This window comes from Pseudomonas sp. AC112 (assembly GCF_979253545.1).
On record NZ_CEEDCM010000001.1, the window covers coordinates 1,284,670 to 1,305,077 of the forward strand.

Annotated in this window: 18 protein-coding genes; 13 read left to right on the forward strand and 5 right to left on the reverse strand. The window is 59.7% G+C overall.

Annotated features, from left to right (window positions below; genetic code table 11):
* Positions 1-232 precede the first annotated feature (232 nt).
* From AC0IYN_RS06095 to AC0IYN_RS06130, 8 genes are all read left to right on the forward strand, one after another.
* Positions 233-1,861, forward strand: coding sequence for an ABC transporter substrate-binding protein (locus tag AC0IYN_RS06095; RefSeq protein ID WP_457267284.1), 1,629 nt, complete (start codon positions 233-235; stop codon positions 1,859-1,861).
* Positions 1,862-2,162: 301 nt separating this feature from the next.
* Positions 2,163-3,767, forward strand: coding sequence for an ABC transporter substrate-binding protein (locus AC0IYN_RS06100; protein WP_457239582.1), 1,605 nt, complete (start codon positions 2,163-2,165; stop codon positions 3,765-3,767).
* 170 nt (positions 3,768-3,937) lie between these two features.
* Complete coding sequence (locus tag AC0IYN_RS06105) at positions 3,938-5,332, forward strand: OprD family outer membrane porin (RefSeq protein ID WP_406596918.1); 1,395 nt, start codon at positions 3,938-3,940, stop codon at positions 5,330-5,332.
* Between the two features lie 80 nt (positions 5,333-5,412).
* Positions 5,413-7,008: an ABC transporter substrate-binding protein gene (locus AC0IYN_RS06110; RefSeq protein WP_406596917.1), complete on the forward strand. Its 1,596-nt coding sequence runs from the start codon at positions 5,413-5,415 to the stop codon at positions 7,006-7,008.
* A gap of 76 nt (positions 7,009-7,084) precedes the next feature.
* On the forward strand, positions 7,085-8,095 hold the full coding sequence (locus tag AC0IYN_RS06115) for an ABC transporter permease subunit (RefSeq protein WP_017739471.1): 1,011 nt from the start codon (positions 7,085-7,087) through the stop codon (positions 8,093-8,095).
* A gap of 10 nt (positions 8,096-8,105) precedes the next feature.
* Positions 8,106-9,017 carry an ABC transporter permease subunit gene (locus tag AC0IYN_RS06120; RefSeq protein WP_003188486.1) on the forward strand — a complete coding sequence of 304 codons (912 nt, stop codon included), beginning with the start codon at positions 8,106-8,108 and terminating at the stop codon, positions 9,015-9,017.
* A 10-nt stretch (positions 9,018-9,027) separates the two neighbouring features.
* Positions 9,028-9,996: an ABC transporter ATP-binding protein gene (locus tag AC0IYN_RS06125; RefSeq protein ID WP_406596916.1), complete on the forward strand. Its 969-nt coding sequence runs from the start codon at positions 9,028-9,030 to the stop codon at positions 9,994-9,996.
* On the forward strand, positions 9,996-10,967 hold the full coding sequence (locus AC0IYN_RS06130) for a peptide ABC transporter ATP-binding protein (RefSeq protein ID WP_078046854.1): 972 nt from the start codon (positions 9,996-9,998) through the stop codon (positions 10,965-10,967). Before AC0IYN_RS06125 ends, AC0IYN_RS06130 begins: the two co-directional genes overlap by 1 nt.
* Positions 10,968-11,081: 114 nt before the next feature.
* Here AC0IYN_RS06130 and AC0IYN_RS06135 read toward each other — a convergent pair whose 3' ends face one another.
* From AC0IYN_RS06135 to AC0IYN_RS06145, 3 genes are all read right to left on the reverse strand, one after another.
* The gene (locus AC0IYN_RS06135) at positions 11,082-11,345 is read right to left on the reverse strand and encodes a hypothetical protein (protein ID WP_406596915.1); all 264 of its coding nucleotides are present in this window, start codon (positions 11,343-11,345) and stop codon (positions 11,082-11,084) included.
* 98 nt (positions 11,346-11,443) lie between these two features.
* Positions 11,444-11,689 (reverse strand): hypothetical protein, encoded by a 246-nt coding sequence (locus AC0IYN_RS06140; protein WP_406596914.1) that lies wholly within the window; start codon positions 11,687-11,689, stop codon positions 11,444-11,446.
* A 207-nt stretch (positions 11,690-11,896) separates the two neighbouring features.
* The gene (locus AC0IYN_RS06145) at positions 11,897-13,480 is read right to left on the reverse strand and encodes a peptide chain release factor 3 (RefSeq protein ID WP_078046847.1); all 1,584 of its coding nucleotides are present in this window, start codon (positions 13,478-13,480) and stop codon (positions 11,897-11,899) included.
* A gap of 295 nt (positions 13,481-13,775) precedes the next feature.
* Here AC0IYN_RS06145 and AC0IYN_RS06150 point away from each other — a divergent pair, with 295 nt between their 5' ends.
* The 5 genes from AC0IYN_RS06150 (at position 13,776) to AC0IYN_RS06170 (ending at position 18,875) form a co-directional block, all read left to right on the forward strand.
* Positions 13,776-14,528, forward strand: a complete 753-nt coding sequence (locus tag AC0IYN_RS06150; protein ID WP_234454787.1) for an ABC transporter permease — start codon at positions 13,776-13,778, stop codon at positions 14,526-14,528.
* 20 nt (positions 14,529-14,548) lie between these two features.
* Positions 14,549-15,445 carry a glycine betaine ABC transporter substrate-binding protein gene (locus AC0IYN_RS06155; protein WP_457239583.1) on the forward strand — a complete coding sequence of 299 codons (897 nt, stop codon included), beginning with the start codon at positions 14,549-14,551 and terminating at the stop codon, positions 15,443-15,445.
* An 11-nt stretch (positions 15,446-15,456) separates the two neighbouring features.
* Positions 15,457-16,110 (forward strand): ABC transporter permease, encoded by a 654-nt coding sequence (locus AC0IYN_RS06160; RefSeq protein ID WP_457267286.1) that lies wholly within the window; start codon positions 15,457-15,459, stop codon positions 16,108-16,110.
* The gene (locus AC0IYN_RS06165; RefSeq protein ID WP_025856259.1) at positions 16,107-17,264 is read left to right on the forward strand and encodes an osmoprotectant ABC transporter ATP-binding protein OsmV; all 1,158 of its coding nucleotides are present in this window, start codon (positions 16,107-16,109) and stop codon (positions 17,262-17,264) included. Before AC0IYN_RS06160 ends, AC0IYN_RS06165 begins: the two co-directional genes overlap by 4 nt.
* Before the next feature lie 447 nt (positions 17,265-17,711).
* Positions 17,712-18,875, forward strand: a complete 1,164-nt coding sequence (locus tag AC0IYN_RS06170) for a type III PLP-dependent enzyme (protein ID WP_014716890.1) — start codon at positions 17,712-17,714, stop codon at positions 18,873-18,875.
* A gap of 88 nt (positions 18,876-18,963) precedes the next feature.
* On the opposite strand, the gene AC0IYN_RS06175 is transcribed toward AC0IYN_RS06170, so the two are convergent.
* Positions 18,964-19,716: a tetratricopeptide repeat protein gene (locus AC0IYN_RS06175; RefSeq protein WP_457239297.1), complete on the reverse strand. Its 753-nt coding sequence runs from the start codon at positions 19,714-19,716 to the stop codon at positions 18,964-18,966.
* Between the two features lies 1 nt (position 19,717).
* Positions 19,718-20,398: a Fe2+-dependent dioxygenase gene (locus AC0IYN_RS06180; RefSeq protein ID WP_406599076.1), complete on the reverse strand. Its 681-nt coding sequence runs from the start codon at positions 20,396-20,398 to the stop codon at positions 19,718-19,720.
* Positions 20,399-20,408 lie beyond the last annotated feature (10 nt).

The window sequence follows — 20,408 nt, forward strand, 5'->3', positions numbered from 1 at the left end:
GACGCCTCGGTTGGTCATTTTTGGTGCGCCCACTGCACCGAAAAAACCCTCAAAATATGCGCAAATATGTACAAACTTTCATAATTGCGACATTCCTGTACGTTCGTACCACTGTTTCACCCTCACAACGGTTCAGCATCTTGCAATGGGTATGGCGCCTGCATAAGTATCCGCAGGCCGACTCACGAGGTCGCCCTCACCACCAAAAATGACAACAAATCATGAGGCCAACATGCTTAAACACGCAGTCATTCCGTTAATTGTTAGCGCTGGCCTTATGGCCGCAGCTCCTTTCGCCCAAGCGGCGACTAACCTGGTGTTCTGCTCCGAAGGGAGCCCGGCCGGTTTCGACCCAGGCCAGTACACCACCGGAACAGACTTCGATGCCTCGGCCGAAACCATGTTCAACCGCCTGACCCAGTTCGAACGCGGCGGCACCGCTGTGATTCCTGGGTTGGCCACCAGCTGGGACGTGTCCCCGGATGGCTTGACCTACACCTTCCACCTGCGTGATGGCGTCAAGTTCCACACCACCGCGTACTTCAAGCCGACCCGTACCTTCAATGCCGATGACGTGCTGTTCACGTTCAACCGCATGATCAACAAGGACGATCCGTTCCGCAAAGCCTACCCCACCGAGTTCCCGTACTTCACGGACATGGGGATGGACACCAACATCAAGAACATCGAGAAGGTCGATGAACACACCGTCAAGTTCACCCTTGGCACCGTGGACGCCGCCTTCATCCAGAACCTGGCGATGAGCTTCGCTTCGATCCAGTCGGCTGAATATGCCGCCCAACTGTTGAAAGAAGGCAAGGCTGCGGACATCAACCAGAAGCCGGTTGGCACTGGCCCGTTCGTGTTCAAGAGCTACCAGAAAGACTCGAACATCCGTTACACCGGCAACAAGGATTACTGGAAACCTGAAGACGTGAAGATCGACAACCTGATCTTCGCCATCACCACCGACCCGTCGGTGCGTATCCAGAAGCTGAAGAAAAACGAATGCCAGATCACCCTGTTCCCACGTCCGGCCGACCTCAAGGCGCTGGAAGCGGACAAGGACCTGAAACTGCCGAACCAGGCCGGTTTCAACCTGGGCTATATCGCCTACAACGTCATGGACAAGGTCAAGGGCAGCGACCAGCCAAACCCATTGGCTGACCTGCGCGTACGCCAGGCGCTGGACATGTCGGTGAACAAACAGCAGATCATCGACTCCGTGTACCAGGGCGCCGGCCAACTGGCTGTCAACGCCATGCCGCCGACCCAATGGTCGTATGACACCACCATCAAGGACGCCAAGTACGACCCTGAGAAAGCCAAGTCGCTGCTCAAGGAAGCCGGCGTCAAGGAAGGTACTGAAATCGTTCTGTGGGCCATGCCGGTTCAGCGTCCGTACAACCCGAACGCCAAGCTGATGGCAGAAATGCTGCAAAACGACTGGAAGAAGATCGGTCTCAACGTGAAGATCACCAGCTACGAGTGGGGCGAGTACATCAAGCGCTCCAAAGGTGGCGAGAACCAGGCCATGATCATTGGCTGGAGCGGTGACAATGGTGACCCGGACAACTGGCTGAACGTGCTGTTCGGCTGCGACTCGCTGTCCGGTAACAACTTCTCCAAATGGTGCGACAAGAAATTCGACGGCATCGTGAAAGAAGCCAAGGCTACATCGGATGTCGCCAAACGCACCGAGCTGTACAAGCAGGCGCAACATATCCTCAAAGATGCAGTCCCGATGACACCTATCGCGCACTCGACGGTGTATCAACCCATGCGCAACACCGTGCAGGACTTCAAGATCAGCCCGTTTGGCTTGAACTCCTTCTACGGCGTGAGCGTAAGCGGCAAGTAAGAAGCCATGACGGCGACGTTTCATAACGTCGCCGTTATTGCATCCGCCTAGACCGTAGGAAACAGACCACGCTCGAAATCGTTGCGTCCTACAGCAATGAACTGCGATGTGTGTCTCCGTTGCCTACAAGGTCAATCCAATTTGGTGCATTTACTGCCAGGTCCACGACCCATAACGTCGTAGGACAGCAGAAGCTCCTTACATGGATAGGCACTTGCTGCGTGTGGGATCAGTGATGTCGCCCTGGCACGCCGGGGTGATTGCTCGCTGATGACAATTACAAACAAGGATCGGGATCGTCATGCGCCATACCACCGTTCTATCCGCAATTTTTGGCACCAGCCTGTTGGCTGCGGCCACGATGGGCCATGCCGCCGACAAGCAGAGCCTGGTGTTCTGCTCGGAAGGCAGCCCGGCAGGCTTTGACACCGCGCAATACACCACCGCCACCGATAACGATGCGGCCGAGCCGCTGTACAACCGCCTGGTTGAGTTTGAAAAGGGCGAGACGGGTGTCGTACCTGCGCTGGCAACCAAGTGGGATATTTCGCCAGACGGACTGACCTACACCTTTCACCTGCGTGAAGGGGTGAAATTCCACAGCAACAAGGAATTCAAGCCGACGCGCGACTTCAACGCCGACGACGTGCTGTTCACCTTCAACCGCATGCTTGACCCCGACCACCCGTTCCGCAAGGCCTACCCCACCGAATTTCCGTACTTCAACGGGATGAGCCTGAACAAGAACATTGCCAAGGTTGCGAAAACCGACCCGCACACCGTGGTGATCACCCTGAACACGGTGGACGCCGCGTTTATCCAGAACATCGCCATGAGCTTCGCCGCGATCCTCTCGGCCGAATATGCCGAGCAATTGCTCAAGACCGGCAAGCCCAGCGACATCAATCAGAAGCCGATCGGCACGGGCCCCTACGTGTTCCAGCGGTATCAGAAAGATTCGCAGATCCGTTACGTGGCCAACAAACAGTACTGGGACCCGAGCAAGGTCAAGCTGGACCAGTTGATCTTCGCCATCAACACCGACGCATCGGTGCGGGTGCAAAAGCTCAAGGCCGGCGAATGCCAGGTGACCCTGCATCCGCGCCCGGCTGACGTCGATGCCCTCAAGGCCGACCCGAACCTGCAACTGCTGACCAAACCGGGTTTCAACCTCGGCTACATCGCCTACAACGTGCGCCACAAACCTTTCGACCAGCTCGAAGTGCGCCAGGCGTTGGACATGGCAGTGAACAAGCAGAGCATCCTGAACGCCGTGTACCAGGGTGCGGGGCAACTGGCGGTCAACGCCATGCCGCCGACGCAGTGGTCCTACGACGACAGCATCAAGGACGCCGCCTACAACCCGGAAAAAGCCAAGGAACTGCTCAAGGCCGCAGGCGTGAAGGAAGGTACCGAGATCACCCTGTGGGCGATGCCGGTACAACGGCCGTACAACCCCAACGCCAAGCTGATGGCCGAGATGCTGCAAAGCGACTGGGCCAAGATCGGCCTCAAGGTCAAGATCGTCAGCTACGAATGGGGCGAGTACATCAAGCGCACCAAGAACGGTGAGCACGATGTAAGCCTGATCGGCTGGACTGGTGACAACGGTGACCCGGACAACTGGCTGGGCACCCTCTACAGCTGCGACGCCATCGGCGGGAACAACTACTCCATGTGGTGTGACCCGGCGTACGACAAGCTGATCAAGCAAGCCAAGGTCGTGACCGACCGCGAACAAAGGACTGTTCTGTACAAACAGGCGCAGCAACTGCTCAAGCAGCAGGTGCCGATCACGCCAGTCGCCCACTCGACGGTCAACCAGCCGTTAAGCGCCAAAGTCGAAGGTTTCAAAGTAAGCCCCTTCGGCCGGAACGTGTTCTCGGGCGTCAGTATCACCCCATAAGAAAATAACCGGATTGTGCAAGGCGAGCCCCGCCTTGCTGCAAACGCGCGGCCTTTTGTTGGGATTTTTCCTACGCCAAACGTTTGCAAAGGCTTGAACGAGTTACACACCCAATAGCCGGATCACCAAAAAAGACCGGCATTAAAAAGAGAACCAAAGGAGCTTCATCAATGAAACTGAGCAGCAAAGCGCTTCTGGCCCTGGCCATCAGCAGCATCACGGCCACCGCCTACGCTGAATCCGCCAGCCAGGACTTCGTCCCCACCACATTGGCCGGCACCAGCGCTCAAAGCGAAGCCAAAGGCTTTATCGAAGATTTCAGCCTGGGCGGCACCACGCGTAACTGGTACTCCCACGAAAGCAAATACCGTGGCGGCACCTTCGAATACCAGAAGCACGGTGTAACCCGTACCGACCGTAACCGTACCAACTGGGTACAGGGCACCATCATCAACGGCAGCTCGGGCTTCACCCAAGGCACCGTAGGCGTCAAGACTGAACTGGCGGTCTACAACGCGCTGGTCCTGGACCGTAGCAAGCGTGACATCAAGGGTGGTTCCAACCGTACCCTGGCGGACTCCGACGGTGATGCAGTAGGCCAGTGGAGCAAACTGGGCCTGGCCAACGTGCAGTTCCGCGTATCGAACACCACCTTGACCGCCGGTCGTCAGAACTTCAGCAGCGGCATCGTCGACACCATCGGCAACCGTGCACTGCCATCGAGTTTCGAGGGTGTGAGCTTCAACAGCGAAGAGTTCAGCAACCTGTCGTTCCAAGGCGGCGTGTTTGACCGCGTTTCGCCACGTACCGAACAGAGCCTGTCGAAATTCCGTACCGAATACGGCAATGGCGCGGAGACCGATAAGGTGTCCACCCTGGGCCTGAACTACCAGCCGCTGAAAAGCCTGAAAGTCAGCGTCTTCGGCGCTAACGTGAAGGACTTCTGGAACCAGTACTACTTCGGCGCAACCCACGAGCTGGGTGATGCACAGCAACTGGCGCTGACCACTGGTTTCAACTACTACAAGACGGTCGATGAAGGCAAAAAAGAGATGGGGGAAATCGACAACGATACCTACTCCCTGTCCCTGGGCCTGGCCCACCAGGCTCATAGCCTGACCTTCTCCTACCAGCAAGTGAACGGTAACGAGTACTTCGACTACCTGCACGAAACCAACGGCATCTACCTGGCCAACTCCCTGACCTCTGACTTCAACGGTCCGAACGAGAAGTCCTTCCAGATCGCCTACGGCATCAACATGGCCGAATACGGCGTGCCAGGCCTGAAGTTCAACGCCTACTCGGCGCGCGGCTGGGACATCGACGGCACCCATTACACCGGCAACGGTGGTCGGGCCAAGTTCGCCTACGACGGCATCCAGAAACAAGACGGCGAAAAACACCAGGAATACGGTGTAGGCGCCTCTTACGCCATCCAGAGCGGCGCTCTCAAGGCTACCACCGTACGCGCAACCTACGTTGAGCACCGTGGCAGCGAGTTCCAATCCGACGGCAGCATCAAAGAGTTCCGTCTGGTCACCACCATTCCGTTCAACATTCTTTAATTAGCGCCAGGTAGACGGCGGGCTCAGGACGAGCCCGCCGTCTACGCTTGTCTGGTCCCATCGATTGCAGAGGGCTCTGAATGAAAATGCTCCCGCTACAAGCCGCCATGGCAGCCGCGTTGTTGAGCGTGGCGATCAGTGTTTCGGCCAAACCACTGGTGGTCTGCACCGAAGCCAGCCCGGAAGGTTTCGACCCGGTCCTGTACACCACGGCCGTGACCGCTGACGCCGCTGCTGAAACCATGTTCAACCGTTTGGTGGACTTCAAGCCAGGCACCACTGAAGTCGTTCCCGCGCTCGCCAAGACCTGGGAAATCAGTGACGACGGCCTGACCTATACGTTCCACCTGCGCGATGACGTCAAGTTCCACACCACCGACTACTTCAAACCCACGCGCAACTTGAATGCCGATGACGTGCTCTGGAGCTTCCAGCGCCAGTTGGACCCGAAACACCCTTGGCATAACAAATCCGCCACGGGTTTCCCTTATTTCGAAAGCATGGGCTTCAAGGAACTGCTCAAAAGTGTCGAGAAGACTGATGACCACACGGTGGTCTTCACCCTGACGCGCCCTGAAGCACCGTTCCTGGCCGATGTCGCGATGCCGTTTACCGCCATCCACTCCGCTGAATACGCCGACAAACTGCTCGCCGCCGGTAAGACCGATGAGCTCAATAGTAAGCCGATCGGTACCGGCCCGTTCATCTTCATCCGCTACCAGAAAGATGCCCAGGTACGCTTCAAGGCCAACCCGGAGTACTTCCGTGGCAAGCCGCCCGCCGATCCGTTGATCCTGGCCATTGCGGTCGACAACAACGTTCGCCTGCAGAAGCTCAAGGCCAACGAATGCCAGGTCGCGCTATATCCCAAACCCGATGACCTGCCCAGCATCAAGAAAGACCCGAACCTGAAGGTCGATGAACTGGCAGCGATGACCACCGCCTACACCGCGCTGAACACCACCCACAAGTACATGAGCGACGCGCGGGTGCGTCATGCGATCAACATCGCGTTCGACAAAAAAGGCTACAACGAATCGCTGTACGGCAAAGGCAACGCTGTCGATGCCACCGGCCCGTTTCCCCCCACGCTGCTGGGCTTCAACGACAAGCTGAAAAACCCACCGCGCGACCTCGACAAGGCCCGCGCCCTGCTCAAGGAAGCCGGTGTGCCGGAAGGCACCGAGTTCACCCTGTTCACCCGTAACGGCGGCGGCCCGACCAACCCTAACCCGATGCTCGGCGCCCAGCGCATGCAGGCGGATCTGGCGCAGATTGGCCTGAAGGTGAATATCAAAGTCATGGAATGGGGCGAAATGCTCAAGCGTGCTAAAAACGGTGAACACGACATGGTGTCCGCCGGATGGGCGGGGGATAACGGCGACCCGGATAACTTCCTCACGCCGAACCTGAGTTGCGATGCAGCGAAAAACGGCGAAAACTACGCGCGCTGGTGTAACAAAGAGTTTCAAGACTTGATCGACAAGGCGCGCGCTGTCGCTGAACCCGCACAACGCGCTGCACTCTATGAACAAGCCATGGACGTTTTCGACAAGGACCAACCATGGATCCCCATGGCTTACCCGAAAATGTTCACCGCCATGCGCAAGAACGTCGAGGGTTATACCCAAAGCCCTCTGACGAACAATAACTTCGCCACTACCCAGGTGAAGTAAATAAGAAAAACGCTCGGCACCGTCGACACTGACGGTGCCGAACCTGCCTAACCGGCTGATTGAGGTACACGACAAGATGTTTAGCTTTATTGCCCGCCGACTGGGGTTACTGATCCCCACGTTTTTCGGCATAACGTTGCTCACGTTTGCGTTGATTCGCATGATCCCTGGCGACCCCGTCGAAGTCATGATGGGCGAGCGGCGCGTCGACCCCGAGATGCACGCACAGGCAATGGAACGCCTTGGCCTTAACAAGCCGTTGTATGCGCAATACCTGGATTACGTCGGCAAATTAGCCCAGGGCGACCTTGGCGAATCGCTGCGTACTCGCACCAGCGTGTGGACCGAATTCACCGCACTCTTCCCGGCGACCCTGGAACTGTCCATGGCCGCCCTGCTGTTCGCCGGTATCCTGGGCCTGTTGGCCGGGGTGATCGCGGCCTTGAAGCGAGGATCCCTGTTCGACCATGGGGTGATGGGCATCTCCCTGGCGGGATATTCGATGCCGATCTTCTGGTGGGGCCTTATCCTGATCATGTTCTTCTCGGTAAGCCTGGGCTGGACCCCGGTTTCCGGGCGTATCGACCTGCTCTACGACATCGAGCCACGCACCGGCTTCATGCTGATCGACACCCTGCTGGCTGACGAGCCGGACGCATTCTTCGACGCCCTGCACCACCTGATCCTGCCGGCCATCGTGCTCGGCACCATCCCGCTGGCGGTGATCGCGCGGATGACCCGTTCGTCGATGCTCGAAGTCCTGCGTGAAGACTACATCCGCACCGCCAAGGCCAAGGGCCTGTCGCCGGCGCGCGTGGTGTTCGTGCACGGCCTGCGTAACGCGCTGATCCCGGTACTGACCGTGGTCGGCCTGCAAGTCGGCACCCTGCTGGCCGGTGCGGTTTTGACCGAAACCATCTTCTCCTGGCCCGGCATCGGCAAATGGCTGATCGAAGCCATTGGCGCGCGGGACTACCCGGTGGTGCAGAACGGCATCCTGCTGATCGCCTGCCTGGTGATCCTGGTGAACTTCGTGGTGGATATCCTCTACGGCTTCGCCAACCCACGCATCCGTCACCAGCGCTGAGATCATGACCATGACCACACCTACTCAAGTGTCAGCAGTCGATCAAAGCCTGCTGTACCCGTCCCCGTACAAAGAATTCTGGCAAGCCTTCTCCAAGAACAAAGGCGCGGTTGCCGGCCTGCTGTTCATGTTGCTGATCGTGTTCTGCGCGATCTTTGCCCCGTGGGTTGCACCGCATAACCCGAGCGAACAATACCGCGACTTCCTGCTGACCCCGCCGGCTTGGCTGGAAGGCGGGCAGATGCAGTTCCTGCTCGGCACCGATGAACTGGGCCGTGACTTGCTGTCGCGCCTGATCCAGGGCTCGCGCCTGTCCTTGCTGATCGGTTTGTCGTCGGTGGTGATGTCGCTGATCCCGGGGATCCTGCTGGGTCTTTTCGCCGGGTTCTTCCCGCGCTTGCTCGGCCCGACCATCATGCGCCTGATGGACATCATGCTGGCCCTGCCGTCGCTGCTGCTGGCTGTCGCCATTGTCGCGATCCTCGGCCCTGGCCTGATCAACACCGTGATTGCGATCGCCATCGTATCGCTGCCGTCCTACGTCCGCCTGACCCGCGCGGCGGTGATGGGCGAACTGAACCGCGACTATGTGACTGCCGCCCGCCTCGCCGGCGCCGGCCTGCCACGCCTGATGTTCATCACCGTCCTGCCCAACTGCATGGCGCCGCTGATCGTCCAGGCCACCCTGAGCTTCTCCTCGGCGATCCTCGATGCTGCGGCCCTGGGCTTCCTGGGCCTTGGCGTACAACCGCCAACCCCTGAGTGGGGCACCATGCTGGCGTCGGCCCGTGACTACATCGAACGCGCCTGGTGGGTGGTGAGCCTGCCTGGTTTGACCATTTTGCTCAGCGTGCTGGCAATCAACTTGATGGGTGACGGCCTGCGCGACGCGCTGGACCCGAAACTCAAGAACGCCGCCTGAGGAGATTCCCATGTCACTGTTAGAAATCAAGAATCTCAATGTCCGCTTCGGCGACAAGACCGCCGTGCCGGTGGTCGATGGCCTCGACATTTCCGTCGACAAAGGCGAAGTACTGGCAATCGTTGGCGAGTCGGGCTCGGGTAAATCCGTGACCATGATGGCGCTGATGGGCCTGATCGAGCACCCGGGCATCGTCACCGCCGATGCCCTGAACTTCGACGGCAAGGACATGCTCAAGTTGAGCAGCCGCCAGCGCCGCCAGATCGTCGGCAAAGACCTGGCGATGGTGTTCCAGGACCCGATGACCGCGCTGAACCCCAGCTACACCGTGGGTTTCCAGATTGAAGAAGTGCTGCGCCTGCACCTGAAAATGTCCGGCAAGCAAGCGCGCAAGCGGGCCATCGAGCTGTTGGAAAAGGTTGAAATTCCGGGCGCTGCCAGCCGTATGGATGCCTACCCGCACCAACTGTCCGGCGGCATGAGCCAGCGTGTGGCAATCGCCATGGCGATTGCCGGCGAGCCAAAGCTACTGATTGCCGACGAACCGACCACCGCGCTGGACGTAACGATTCAAGCGCAGATCATGGACCTGCTGCTGGCCCTGCAGAAAGAGCAGAACATGGGCCTGGTGCTGATTACCCACGACCTCGCGGTCGTGGCCGAAACCGCCCAGCGCGTGTGTGTGATGTACGCCGGCCAAGCCGTGGAAGTCGGCCAGGTGCCGCAACTGTTCGACATTCCGGCGCACCCGTACAGCGAAGCCTTGCTCAAGGCGATTCCCGAGCACAGCCTGGGCGCCACGCGCCTGGCCACGCTGCCGGGTATCGTGCCCGGTCGTTATGACCGTCCGCAGGGTTGCCTGTTGTCGCCGCGCTGCCCGTACGTGCAGGAAAACTGCCGTACCCAGCGCCCCGGCCTTGACCCGAAAACCAACAGCCTCGCGCGCTGCTTCTACCCCTTGAACCAGGAGGTGGCGTAATGGCCGTCGTTCTTACCGCCCGCGACCTGACCCGTCACTACGAAGTGTCCCGTGGCTTGTTCAAGGGCCACGCCACGGTGCGTGCCCTCAATGGCGTGTCCTTTGAGTTGGAAGCCGGCAAGACCCTCGCCGTCGTAGGCGAGTCGGGTTGCGGCAAATCCACCCTGGCCCGTGCGCTCACCTTGATTGAAGAGCCGTCTTCCGGTTCCTTGAAAATCGCCGGCCAGGAAGTTGCCGGCGCCGACAAGGCCCAGCGCAAGCAACTGCGCAAAGACGTGCAGATGGTGTTCCAGAGCCCGTACGCCTCGCTCAACCCACGCCAGAAAGTCGGTGATCAACTCGGCGAGCCGCTGTTGATCAACACCAACCTCTCCGCCGCCGAACGCCGCGAGAAAGTGCAGGCGATGATGAAGCAAGTGGGCCTGCGCCCCGAGCATTATCAGCGCTACCCGCACATGTTCTCCGGTGGTCAGCGCCAGCGCATCGCCCTGGCCCGCGCCATGATGCTGCAACCCAAAGTGCTGGTGGCGGATGAGCCAACCTCGGCACTGGACGTGTCGATCCAGGCCCAGGTGCTCAACCTGTTCATGGACCTGCAGCAGGAGTTCAACACGGCCTACGTGTTCATTTCCCACAACCTGGCGGTGGTCCAGCACGTTGCCGATGATGTGATGGTGATGTACCTCGGTCGCCCGGTGGAAGTGGGCCCCAAGGAGGACATCTACGCGCGTCCCCTGCACCCGTACACCCAGGCGCTGCTGTCGGCGACCCCGACCATCCACCCGGACCCGAACAAGCCGAAGATCAAGATTGTCGGCGAGTTGCCCAACCCACTGAACCCACCGCCTGGCTGCGCGTTCCACAAGCGCTGCCCGTACGCGACCGCCCGCTGCAGCACCGAGGAGCCGCAGTTGCGGCCGTTGGATAACCGCCAGGTGGCTTGCCATTACGCGGAGCAGTTTGTGGCGTGACACCGCAACAAAAATGCCCTGGGTGACTAAGCCCAGGGCATTGCACGTGTTCTACAGCCCTTCCCATCAGGTTGCGCATCAGCCTGGTGGGAGGGGCTTTCTTTTGGTCAGGACCTACGTTTGGCTGTCGCCATCATCGTCGTCCGGATCGTCACTGTCCGGTTCGTTCGTGGTGGAATCATCGTCGTCCTTGCTACCACCCTGGTCCTTGTCCCCAGGCTCGGCTTCCGACTTGGCCAGCAGCAGCCCCGCGTCATGCGACGCAGAAAAGCTCGCCTGGCCGCTCTGCATCGGGTTATGTGCCCAGGCCGCCGACATTCCCAAAGACATCAGCACCAGCACCTTTATCAACAGCACTACTCGTTGAAAAATACTCATGGTCGATTTCCGTCCCGTCAGTAGATGAAGCCCGTACGACAGTGATCCACCGTCGCCAGTCCTTGAAGCTAGTTGTGATACAGGGTTTGCGCCAGCTATCAGGTGTCACCGTCATCATAGGTTTCGCTGTCTTCCCCTTCGTTATAGGGGTTTTCTGCATCCTCCTTGGGCGCAGGCTGAGCCTGGGGCTGCCAGCTGCCGGAGTTGACCTCCTGCTGCTTCTTCTTGGTGACAGGTCCGGTGTCTTTCCATTGAGGGGTTCCGGCGCCGGCCAGCGCTGAAGTACACGCCACCCCAAGGCACCCCAGCAGCACCAGATGAATGGCGCGTTGAGATATACGCAAGATCGCCTCCTGATCCGTCGGTGAATGGATGTAATACTCGAAACGCTAGACCGGATGTGGGCATCCCGCCAACTAATTCATACTCAACATCCATATCGCCTGGTAGACCGTTATCGCTGGCAAGCCAGCGCCTACAGGTGGGTTGTGCAGCGCGCACAAAAAAGGGCGACGCCATCACAGCTTCGCCCTTCATCGACCGCTTGGACCTTAATGGTGCTCGCGGGTCGCGCGGAATTTCACATCTGGCCAGCGCTCTTCCATCAGCGCCAGGTTGACCCGGGTCGGCGCCAGGTAGGTCAGGTGACCGCCGCCGTCCACCGCGAGGTTTTCCACGGCTTTGTTGGAGAACTCTTCCAACTTCTTCTTATCGCTGCACTCGATCCAACGCGCGGAGTACACGGTGATTGGCTCGTAGGAGCATTCGACCTTGTATTCCTCTTTCAAGCGGCTGGCGACCACGTCGAACTGCAGCACGCCGACGGCGCCGAGGATGATGTCGTTGCTGCGCTCGGGGAAGAACACCTGGGTGGCGCCCTCTTCCGCCAGTTGCTGCAGGCCCTGGCGCAGTTGCTTGGACTTGAGCGGGTCACGCAGGCGCACGCGGCGGAAGAGTTCCGGGGCGAAGTGCGGGATACCGGTAAAGCCCAGCGCTTCGCCTTCGGTGAAGGTGTCGCCGATCTGGATAGTGCCGTGGTTGTGCAGGCCGATGATGTCGCCAGCGTAGGCTTCTTCGAGTTGTTCACGCTCGGAGGAGAAGAACGTCAGGGCGTCGCCAATGCGCACGTCCTTGCCGGTGCGCACGTGGCGCATCTTCATGCCTTTTTCGTACTTGCCGGAGCAGATACGCATGAAGGCGATACGGTCGCGGTGTTTTGGGTCCATGTTCGCCTGGATCTTGAACACGAAGCCGGTGAATTTCTCTTCCACCGGTTCCACGGTGCGCTCGTTGGCAACACGGGCCAGAGGCTTGGGCGCCCAGTCGACAACGGCGTCGAGTACATGGTCGACACCGAAGTTGCCCAGGGCGGTCCCGAAGAACACCGGGGTCAGTTGGCCGTCGAGGAACTCCTGCTGGTTGAATTCGTGGCAGGCGCCCTGCACCAGCTCCAGTTGGTCGACGAAGCGGTCGTACTCGTCACCCAAGTGGGCGCGGGCTTCGTCGGAGTCGAGTTTCTCGATGATCTTGGTTTCGGTGCGCTCGTGACCATGGCCGGCGGTGTAGACAATGATGTAGTCGTCGGCCAGGTGGTACACGCCCTTGAAGTCGCGGTAGCAACCAATCGGCCAGGTGATCGGCGCGGCCTTGATCTTCAGGACGGCCTCGATTTCATCCAGCAGCTCGATGGGGTCGCGGATGTCGCGGTCGAGTTTGTTGATGAAGCTGACGATCGGCGTATCACGCAGACGGCACACGTCCATCAGCGCGATGGTGCGGGGCTCTACGCCTTTACCGCCGTCGAGGACCATCAGCGCCGAGTCCACCGCGGTCAGGGTGCGGTAGGTGTCTTCGGAGAAATCTTCGTGGCCCGGGGTATCGAGCAGGTTGACCATGTGGTCGCGATACGGGAACTGCATGACCGACGTGGTAATGGAGATACCCCGTTGTTTTTCCATTTCCATCCAGTCGGAGGTGGCATGGCGGTCGGATTTGCGGGATTTCACCGTGCCGGCCACCGCGATTGCCTTGCCCATCAGCAAGAGCTTCTCGGTGATGGTGGTTTTACCGGCATCGGGGTGGGAAATAATGGCGAAAGTGCGGCGTTTCGCGACTTCGGCGGCCTGGTGGGTCATGGGAAATCGCCTGGCAGGTGAGTCAAAAAAGGGCGGCGAGTATAGCGCAAACCCCAGGGGCCGGACCACCGTTCACCCGATTGGGGGTGGCTAATTGCTGCCAAGTGTGGAACCTTTTAAAAGGTAGAGACGTCCACTCCCCTGTTGCCGCACTCGGAACAGGGGCTGATAAATCAGCAAGTTAGCCTGACGAGGCTGCGCTCATGGCTCGAATACATACCGCATTGCCGGTATCGACGAGCTGCATTTCGCGACCACATTCGCCGACAGCCAGGAATGGCATTGCCGCTCGGAAATGTGTTCGCCGACAAAAGAAAAAAGGAGTCCGCCTGTGGCTATTCGCTATGGCAAAGGGCTGATAGGAGGAGCGGTTGTCGTCGCCCTCTTGGCCCTGCTGGTCCACTGGATCGGCATCAACACGATCGAACTGTACCGCGACGATTTGTTGTTTTACCTGCAAGCTCATCTGATCCTCGTTCTTGTCTCCATGCTGGCCGCCCTGATTGTGGGCATCCCCGCCGGTATCCTGCTCAGCCGACCGAACATGGTCGGGCGTGCAGAACGCTTCATGCAGATCTTCAACATCGGCAACACCGTCCCTCCCCTGGCCGTACTGGCCATCGCCCTCGGCGTCCTTGGCATCGGCAGCGGCCCGGCCATCTTCGCGCTGTTCCTCGCCTCGTTGCTGCCCATCGTGCGCAACACCTACGAAGGCCTCAAAAACGTTCAAGGCTCGCTGAAAGAAGCCGCCACCGGCATCGGCATGACGCCGCGCCAGGTGCTGTTTCGCGTGGAATTGCCCAACGCCGTGCCGATCATCATCGGCGGTGTGCGCGTGGCCCTGGCGATCAACGTGGGGACCGCCCCGCTGGCTTTCCTGATCGGCGCCAACAGCCTGGGCAGCCTGATCTTCCCCGGCATCGCCCTGAACAATCAGCCGCAATTGCTGCTTGGCGCCGCGTGCACCGCGTTGCTGGCATTGCTGCTCGACGGTCTGGTGACCATGGCCAGCCGCCTCTGGCTGGAACGCGGGTTGCGTCCGTCTTAAGGCTTGGCAAAGGAAATCACATGAAAAGACTGACCCTGATACTGAGCTGCGTCCTGCTGTTTGCAGGTATTGCGCAAGCTGCCGAAAAACCGGTGATCCGCATCGGCGCCCGGGTGTTCACCGAACAGACCCTGCTGGCCGAAATCACGTCCCAGTACCTGCGCACCAAGGGCTATGACGCCCGTGTGACCGGCGGACTGGGCAGCAACCTGGCGCGCAGTGCCCAGGAAAGCGGGCAACTGGATCTCATCTGGGAATACACCGGCGTGTCGCTGGTGGCCTACAACCATGTCGACGAGAAACTCGACAGCGAACAGTCCTACGCTCGGGTGAAAGAACTCGACGCGAAAAAAGGCCTGGTCTGGCTCTCACCGTCGCGCTTCAGCAACACCTACGCCCTGGCCCTGCCCGAGAATGTGGCCGAGGAGTTCCCGCAGATCAATAGCATCAGCGACCTCACCCAAGCCCTGGCAGAGAAAACCAAAGGCACGCGCCTGGTGGCCTTGGACACCGAGTTCGCCAACCGTTCCGACGGCATGGGCGGCATGGTCAAGCTGTATGACATGAACCTCACGCGCAAAAACACCCGGCAGATGGACGCCGGCCTGGTCTACACGGCCCTGCGTAACGGCCAAGTGTTTGCCGGTTTGGTCTACACCACCGACGGTCGCCTGAACGCCTTCAAATTGAAGCTGCTGGAAGACGACAAGCACTACTTCCCGGACTACACCGCCGCACCGGTGATCCGCCAGGAATACCTCGACCAGCATCCAACCCTCGCGGCTGAACTCAAACCGCTGGCCGACCTGTTCGACGACGAAACCATGCGCCAACTGAACGCGCGCGTCGACGTCGACCATGAAAGCCCTTCCGCTGTTGCCGCCGATTTCCTGCGCCAACATCCCATCAATCAATAAGAGGAGAAGACATGGAATTCCTGAACGCCTTTTCCCATCTTGATTGGGCCCAAGTCCTGCACCTGACCTGGCAGCACATCACCCTGGTCGGCATCGCCGTGCTGCTGGCGATTTTTATCGGTGTGCCCCTGGGCATTCTGATGACGCGCTTCCCGCCCCTCGCTGGCCCATTGCAGGCCAGCGCCACGGTGTTGCTGACCGTGCCGTCCATCGCGCTGTTCGGCCTGCTGCTGCCGTTCTACTCCAAGTTCGGCCAGGGCCTGGGGCCGATGCCGGCGATCACCGCCGTGTTCCTCTACTCCCTGCTGCCGATCATGCGTAACACCTACCTCGCCCTCACCGGCGTGGAACCGGGTATTCGCGAAGCCGCACGCGGCATCGGCATGACCTTCGGCCAGCGCCTGCGCATGGTCGAACTGCCCATCGCCGTGCCGGTGATCCTCGCCGGCGTGCGCACCGCCGTGGTGATGAACATTGGTGTGATGACCATCGCCGCCACCATCGGCGCCGGTGGCCTGGGTGTACTTATTCTGGCTTCCATCAGCCGCAGCGACATGTCGATGCTGATCGTTGGCGCCGTGCTGGTCAGTCTCCTGGCCATCTTCGCCGACCTGCTTCTGCAATGGCTGCAACGCTCGCTGACTCCAAAAGGACTGCTCAAATGATCGAACTTCAAAACCTGACCAAGACTTTTCAAAGCAACGGCAAGACTGTCTCTGCCGTGAACGACGTAAGCCTGACCGTCAACGAAGGCGAGATTTGCGTATTCCTCGGCCCGTCGGGCTGCGGCAAGAGCACCACGCTGAAGATGATCAACCGCCTGATCAAGCCCACCTCGGGCAAGATCCTGATCAACGGCGAAGACACCACCGACCTCGATGAAGTGACCCTGCGTCGCAACATCGGTTATGTGATCCAGCAAATCGGCCTGTTCCCGAACATGACCATCGAGGAAAACATCGTGGTGGTGCCCAAGCTGCTTGGCTGGGACAAACAGAAATGCCATGACCGCGCCCGCGAGTTGATGAGCATGATCAAGCTGGAGCCCAAGCAGTACCTGCATCGCTACCCGCGTGAGCTGTCCGGTGGCCAGCAACAGCGTATCGGCGTGATCCGTGCACTGGCGGCCGATGCGCCGTTGCTGCTGATGGACGAACCGTTCGGCGCGGTCGACCCGATCAACCGCGAGATGATCCAGAACGAATTCTTCGAGATGCAACGCGCGCTGAACAAGACCGTGATCATGGTCAGCCATGACATCGACGAGGCGATCAAGCTGGGCGACAAAATCGCGATTTTCCGCGCCGGCAAGCTGCTGCAGATCGACCATCCGGACACGCTGCTGGCGCACCCGGCCGACGAGTTCGTCAGCAACTTCGTGGGCCAGGACAGCACCCTCAAGCGTCTGCTGCTGGTGAAAGCCGAAGACGCGGCGGACAACGCCCCGTCAGTCAGCCCGGAAACCCCGGTGGCCGATGCGCTGGAGCTGATGGACGAACATGACCGCCGCTACGTGGTGGTCACCTGTGCCGAGAACAAAGCGCTGGGTTATGTACGACGTCGCGACCTGCACCGTCAGACCGGTACCTGCGGCCAGTACCTGCGCGAGTTCAACGCCACGGCGGCGTACGACGAGCATTTGCGCATCCTGCTGTCACGCATGTACGAGTTCAACCGCTCGTGGTTGCCGGTGATGGATGCGGAGCGGGTATTCCTCGGGGAAGTGACCCAGGAGTCGATTGCCGAGTACCTGAGCTCTGGTAAGTCGCGTGGGGGCAAGACCAGCATCGTCTCGCCTGCCGAAACCGCGCTGGCCTGATAGACCGCTATCGCGGGCAAGCCCGGCTCCCACAGTGAATTGCATTGATCTGTTGAAATGCACTCCCCTGTGGGAGCTGGCTTGCCTGCGATGAAGGCACCACAAATCCTCCTGATTTGCCCCCTCCGGGGAACATCATTCCGTCACACCTGTCGGTTACATAAGTAGCTGCACGTGGCTCCGCGACGAACGCGTGCAAAAACGCGACATTTTTAGTTGATCTATGGCCCCTCACGTCCTAAAGTTCGCGCCGAACGTCCATGCTGGAAACGATCCATCCGGCTCAAGTACTGACGACGAGACAGCAAGGCCAAGGGAAGCGGTTGTTCCCATGGCCTTTTTGCTTTCGGCGACATGCCTTGGGAAGTAGGCGAACCAAAGTGGGGATACGGAGGACGTTCATTTGCACCCATTGATCAAATTAGTTTGCCCTTAGGAGTTCCCAGCATGTCGATCAACGTCGAAGATTATTTCGCGCGCGCCACTTTTGACAAAATGAAGGCGTTCGCCGACAAGCAAGAAACCCCGTTCGTGGTGATCGACACCGCGATGATCAGCCAGGCCTACGATGACCTGCGCGCCGGTTTCGAATTCGCCAAGGTCTATTACGCGGTCAAGGCCAACCCGGCTGTCGAGATCATCGACCTGTTGAAAGACAAGGGTTCGAGCTTCGACATCGCCTCGATCTACGAGCTGGACAAGGTCATGGACCGTGGCGTCAGCGCCGACCGTATCAGCTACGGCAACACCATCAAGAAATCCAAGGACATCCGCTACTTCTACGAGAAGGGCGTGCGCCTGTTCTCCACCGACTCCGAAGCCGACTTGCGCAACATCGCCAAGGCCGCGCCGGGTTCGAAAGTGTATGTGCGTATCCTCACCGAAGGCTCGACCACGGCCGACTGGCCTTTGTCGCGCAAATTCGGCTGCCAGACCGACATGGCCATGGACCTGCTGATCCTCGCCCGTGACCTGGGCCTGGTGCCTTACGGCATCTCGTTCCACGTGGGCTCGCAGCAGCGCGACATCAGCGTGTGGGACGCGGCGATCGCCAAGGTCAAAGTGATCTTCGAGCGCCTGAAGGAAGAAGACGGCATCCACCTCAAGCTGATCAACATGGGCGGCGGCTTCCCGGCCAATTACATCACCCGTACCAACAGCCTGGAAACCTACGCTGAAGAAATCATCCGCTTCCTCAAGGAAGATTTCGGCGACGACCTGCCGGAAATCATCCTGGAGCCGGGCCGTTCGTTGATCGCCAACGCCGGTATCCTGGTCAGCGAAGTGGTGCTGGTGGCGCGTAAATCCCGTACCGCCGTCGAGCGTTGGGTGTACACGGATGTGGGCAAGTTCTCCGGCCTGATCGAAACCATGGACGAAGCCATCAAGTTCCCGATCTGGACCGAGAAGAAAGGCGAGATGGAAGAAGTGGTCATCGCCGGCCCGACCTGCGACAGCGCCGACATCATGTACGAAAACTACAAGTACGGCCTGCCGCTGAACCTGGCGATTGGTGACCGCTTGTACTGGTTGTCGACCGGTGCCTACACCACCAGCTACAGCGCGGTTGAGTTCAATGGCTTCCCGCCGCTGAAATCGTTCTACGTCTGATCTTCCCGCCCGGGAACGTTCAACCTTTGTAGGAGCCGGCTTGCCGGCGATGGCGTCCTTAAGATCGCCATCGCCGGCAAGCCGGCTCCTACGGGTTGAGGTGCATAGCGCGACCTTTGTATAGTTCGGCCATCGCGCGGATTTGCGCATTGTCTGCCGCCTCCAACGCCTTCTGCGCCGTGCGCAAAAACTTCAAATTCCCGCCTACCAACGCCTCTCGCAACCACTCCAGCGCCGCTTCGATTTGACCTCTGTCAGCCAACACCGCCGCATAGCTGAACTGCCCGCGAAAATCCCCGGCTTCGGCCGAGCGTCGATACCAATCCACGGCAGCATCCAAATCTCTTGGGCAGCATTGTCCGTCTTCCAAATAGCGGCCCAACAGGTTCATCGACTTGGCATGGCCTTGTTCCGCTGCCTGGCGATATAGGCTCAGCGCTAGTTGCTGGTCTTGGGCAATACCACGCCCGGTCGCCAGCAGATTGGCGTAGTTGTATTGCGCCCAATCCAACCCTGCCTCGGCGGCCAAACGGTAATTGCGCGCCGCTGCCGCTTCATCCGCCGCACACCCCCAGCCATGTTCCAAACAGCGCCCGGTCATATTGCGCGCCATCAGGTGACCGCCCTGCGCCGCAATCTGGAACCAGCGCAGCGCCAAGGCTTCATCGCGCTCAATACCACGCCCTTCCAGCAGGATTTGCCCGAGCAGCGCCTGGGCATCCACCACGCCTGCCTTGGCCGCGATCAGGATCGCCTGGGCTGCACGCACCGGGGAGTCGTCGAGCATGGATTGGAGTTGTTCGACGTTGAGTACTTCTTCACGGCGCAATAAAAAGCCCACGTCAGACCTCGACCCAGCGGCGCAGCAGGTTGTGATACGTGCCGGTGAGTTGGATCAGCGCCGGATGGTCGGGGACGTCGCGGGTGAGTTGCTGGATGGCGCCGTCCATTTCGAACAGCAGGGTGCGCTGGCTGTCTTCGCGCACCAGGCTCTGGGTCCAGAAGAACGAGGCATAGCGTGCGCCGCGGGTCACAGCGTTGACTTTATGCAGGCTGGAACCGGGGTACAGCACCAGGTCGCCGGCCGGCAACTTCACGCGCTGCAGGCCAAAGGTGTCCTGGATCTCCAGTTCGCCGCCGTCGTATTCGTCCGGATCGCTGAAGAACAACGTGGACGACAGGTCGGTGCGCACCCGCTCATGACTGCCCCGCGCCTGGCGCACGGCATTGTCGATGTGGAAGTCGAAGCTGCCACCGGCCGTGTAGCAATTGAGCAATGGCGGGAAGACTTTATGCGGTAACGCCGCTGACATGAACAGCGGGTTTTTCCACAACCGTTCGAGCATCGCCGCGCCGATTTCCTTGGCCAGCGGGTGGCCCTCGGGCAATTGCAGGTTGTGCTTGGCCTTGGCGGACTGGTGCCCGGCGGTGATTTTGCCGTCGGCCCAGTCGGTGTTTTCCAAAGCCTGGCGAATGCGCTGCACCTCCTCACGAGAGAACAGGCCGGGAATGTGCAGCAGCATAGGGCAACAC

What these genes read in the sequence shown, in the direction of transcription:
- AC0IYN_RS06170 (WP_014716890.1), top strand. Translation starts at nt 17,712, where the DNA reads ATGTCGATCAACGTCGAAGATTATTTCGCGCGCGCCACTTTTGACAAA.
- AC0IYN_RS06155 (WP_457239583.1), top strand. Translation starts at nt 14,549, where the DNA reads ATGAAAAGACTGACCCTGATACTGAGCTGCGTCCTGCTGTTTGCAGGT.
- AC0IYN_RS06135 (WP_406596915.1), bottom strand. Translation starts at nt 11,345, where the DNA reads ATGAGTATTTTTCAACGAGTAGTGCTGTTGATAAAGGTGCTGGTGCTG.
- AC0IYN_RS06160 (WP_457267286.1), top strand. Translation starts at nt 15,457, where the DNA reads ATGGAATTCCTGAACGCCTTTTCCCATCTTGATTGGGCCCAAGTCCTG.
- AC0IYN_RS06130 (WP_078046854.1), top strand. Translation starts at nt 9,996, where the DNA reads ATGGCCGTCGTTCTTACCGCCCGCGACCTGACCCGTCACTACGAAGTG.
- AC0IYN_RS06165 (WP_025856259.1), top strand. Translation starts at nt 16,107, where the DNA reads ATGATCGAACTTCAAAACCTGACCAAGACTTTTCAAAGCAACGGCAAG.
- AC0IYN_RS06095 (WP_457267284.1), top strand. Translation starts at nt 233, where the DNA reads ATGCTTAAACACGCAGTCATTCCGTTAATTGTTAGCGCTGGCCTTATG.
- AC0IYN_RS06125 (WP_406596916.1), top strand. Translation starts at nt 9,028, where the DNA reads ATGTCACTGTTAGAAATCAAGAATCTCAATGTCCGCTTCGGCGACAAG.
- AC0IYN_RS06145 (WP_078046847.1), bottom strand. Translation starts at nt 13,480, where the DNA reads ATGACCCACCAGGCCGCCGAAGTCGCGAAACGCCGCACTTTCGCCATT.
- AC0IYN_RS06100 (WP_457239582.1), top strand. Translation starts at nt 2,163, where the DNA reads ATGCGCCATACCACCGTTCTATCCGCAATTTTTGGCACCAGCCTGTTG.
- AC0IYN_RS06180 (WP_406599076.1), bottom strand. Translation starts at nt 20,398, where the DNA reads ATGCTGCTGCACATTCCCGGCCTGTTCTCTCGTGAGGAGGTGCAGCGC.
- AC0IYN_RS06115 (WP_017739471.1), top strand. Translation starts at nt 7,085, where the DNA reads ATGTTTAGCTTTATTGCCCGCCGACTGGGGTTACTGATCCCCACGTTT.
- AC0IYN_RS06150 (WP_234454787.1), top strand. Translation starts at nt 13,776, where the DNA reads ATGTGTTCGCCGACAAAAGAAAAAAGGAGTCCGCCTGTGGCTATTCGC.
- AC0IYN_RS06120 (WP_003188486.1), top strand. Translation starts at nt 8,106, where the DNA reads ATGACCACACCTACTCAAGTGTCAGCAGTCGATCAAAGCCTGCTGTAC.
- AC0IYN_RS06105 (WP_406596918.1), top strand. Translation starts at nt 3,938, where the DNA reads ATGAAACTGAGCAGCAAAGCGCTTCTGGCCCTGGCCATCAGCAGCATC.
- AC0IYN_RS06110 (WP_406596917.1), top strand. Translation starts at nt 5,413, where the DNA reads ATGAAAATGCTCCCGCTACAAGCCGCCATGGCAGCCGCGTTGTTGAGC.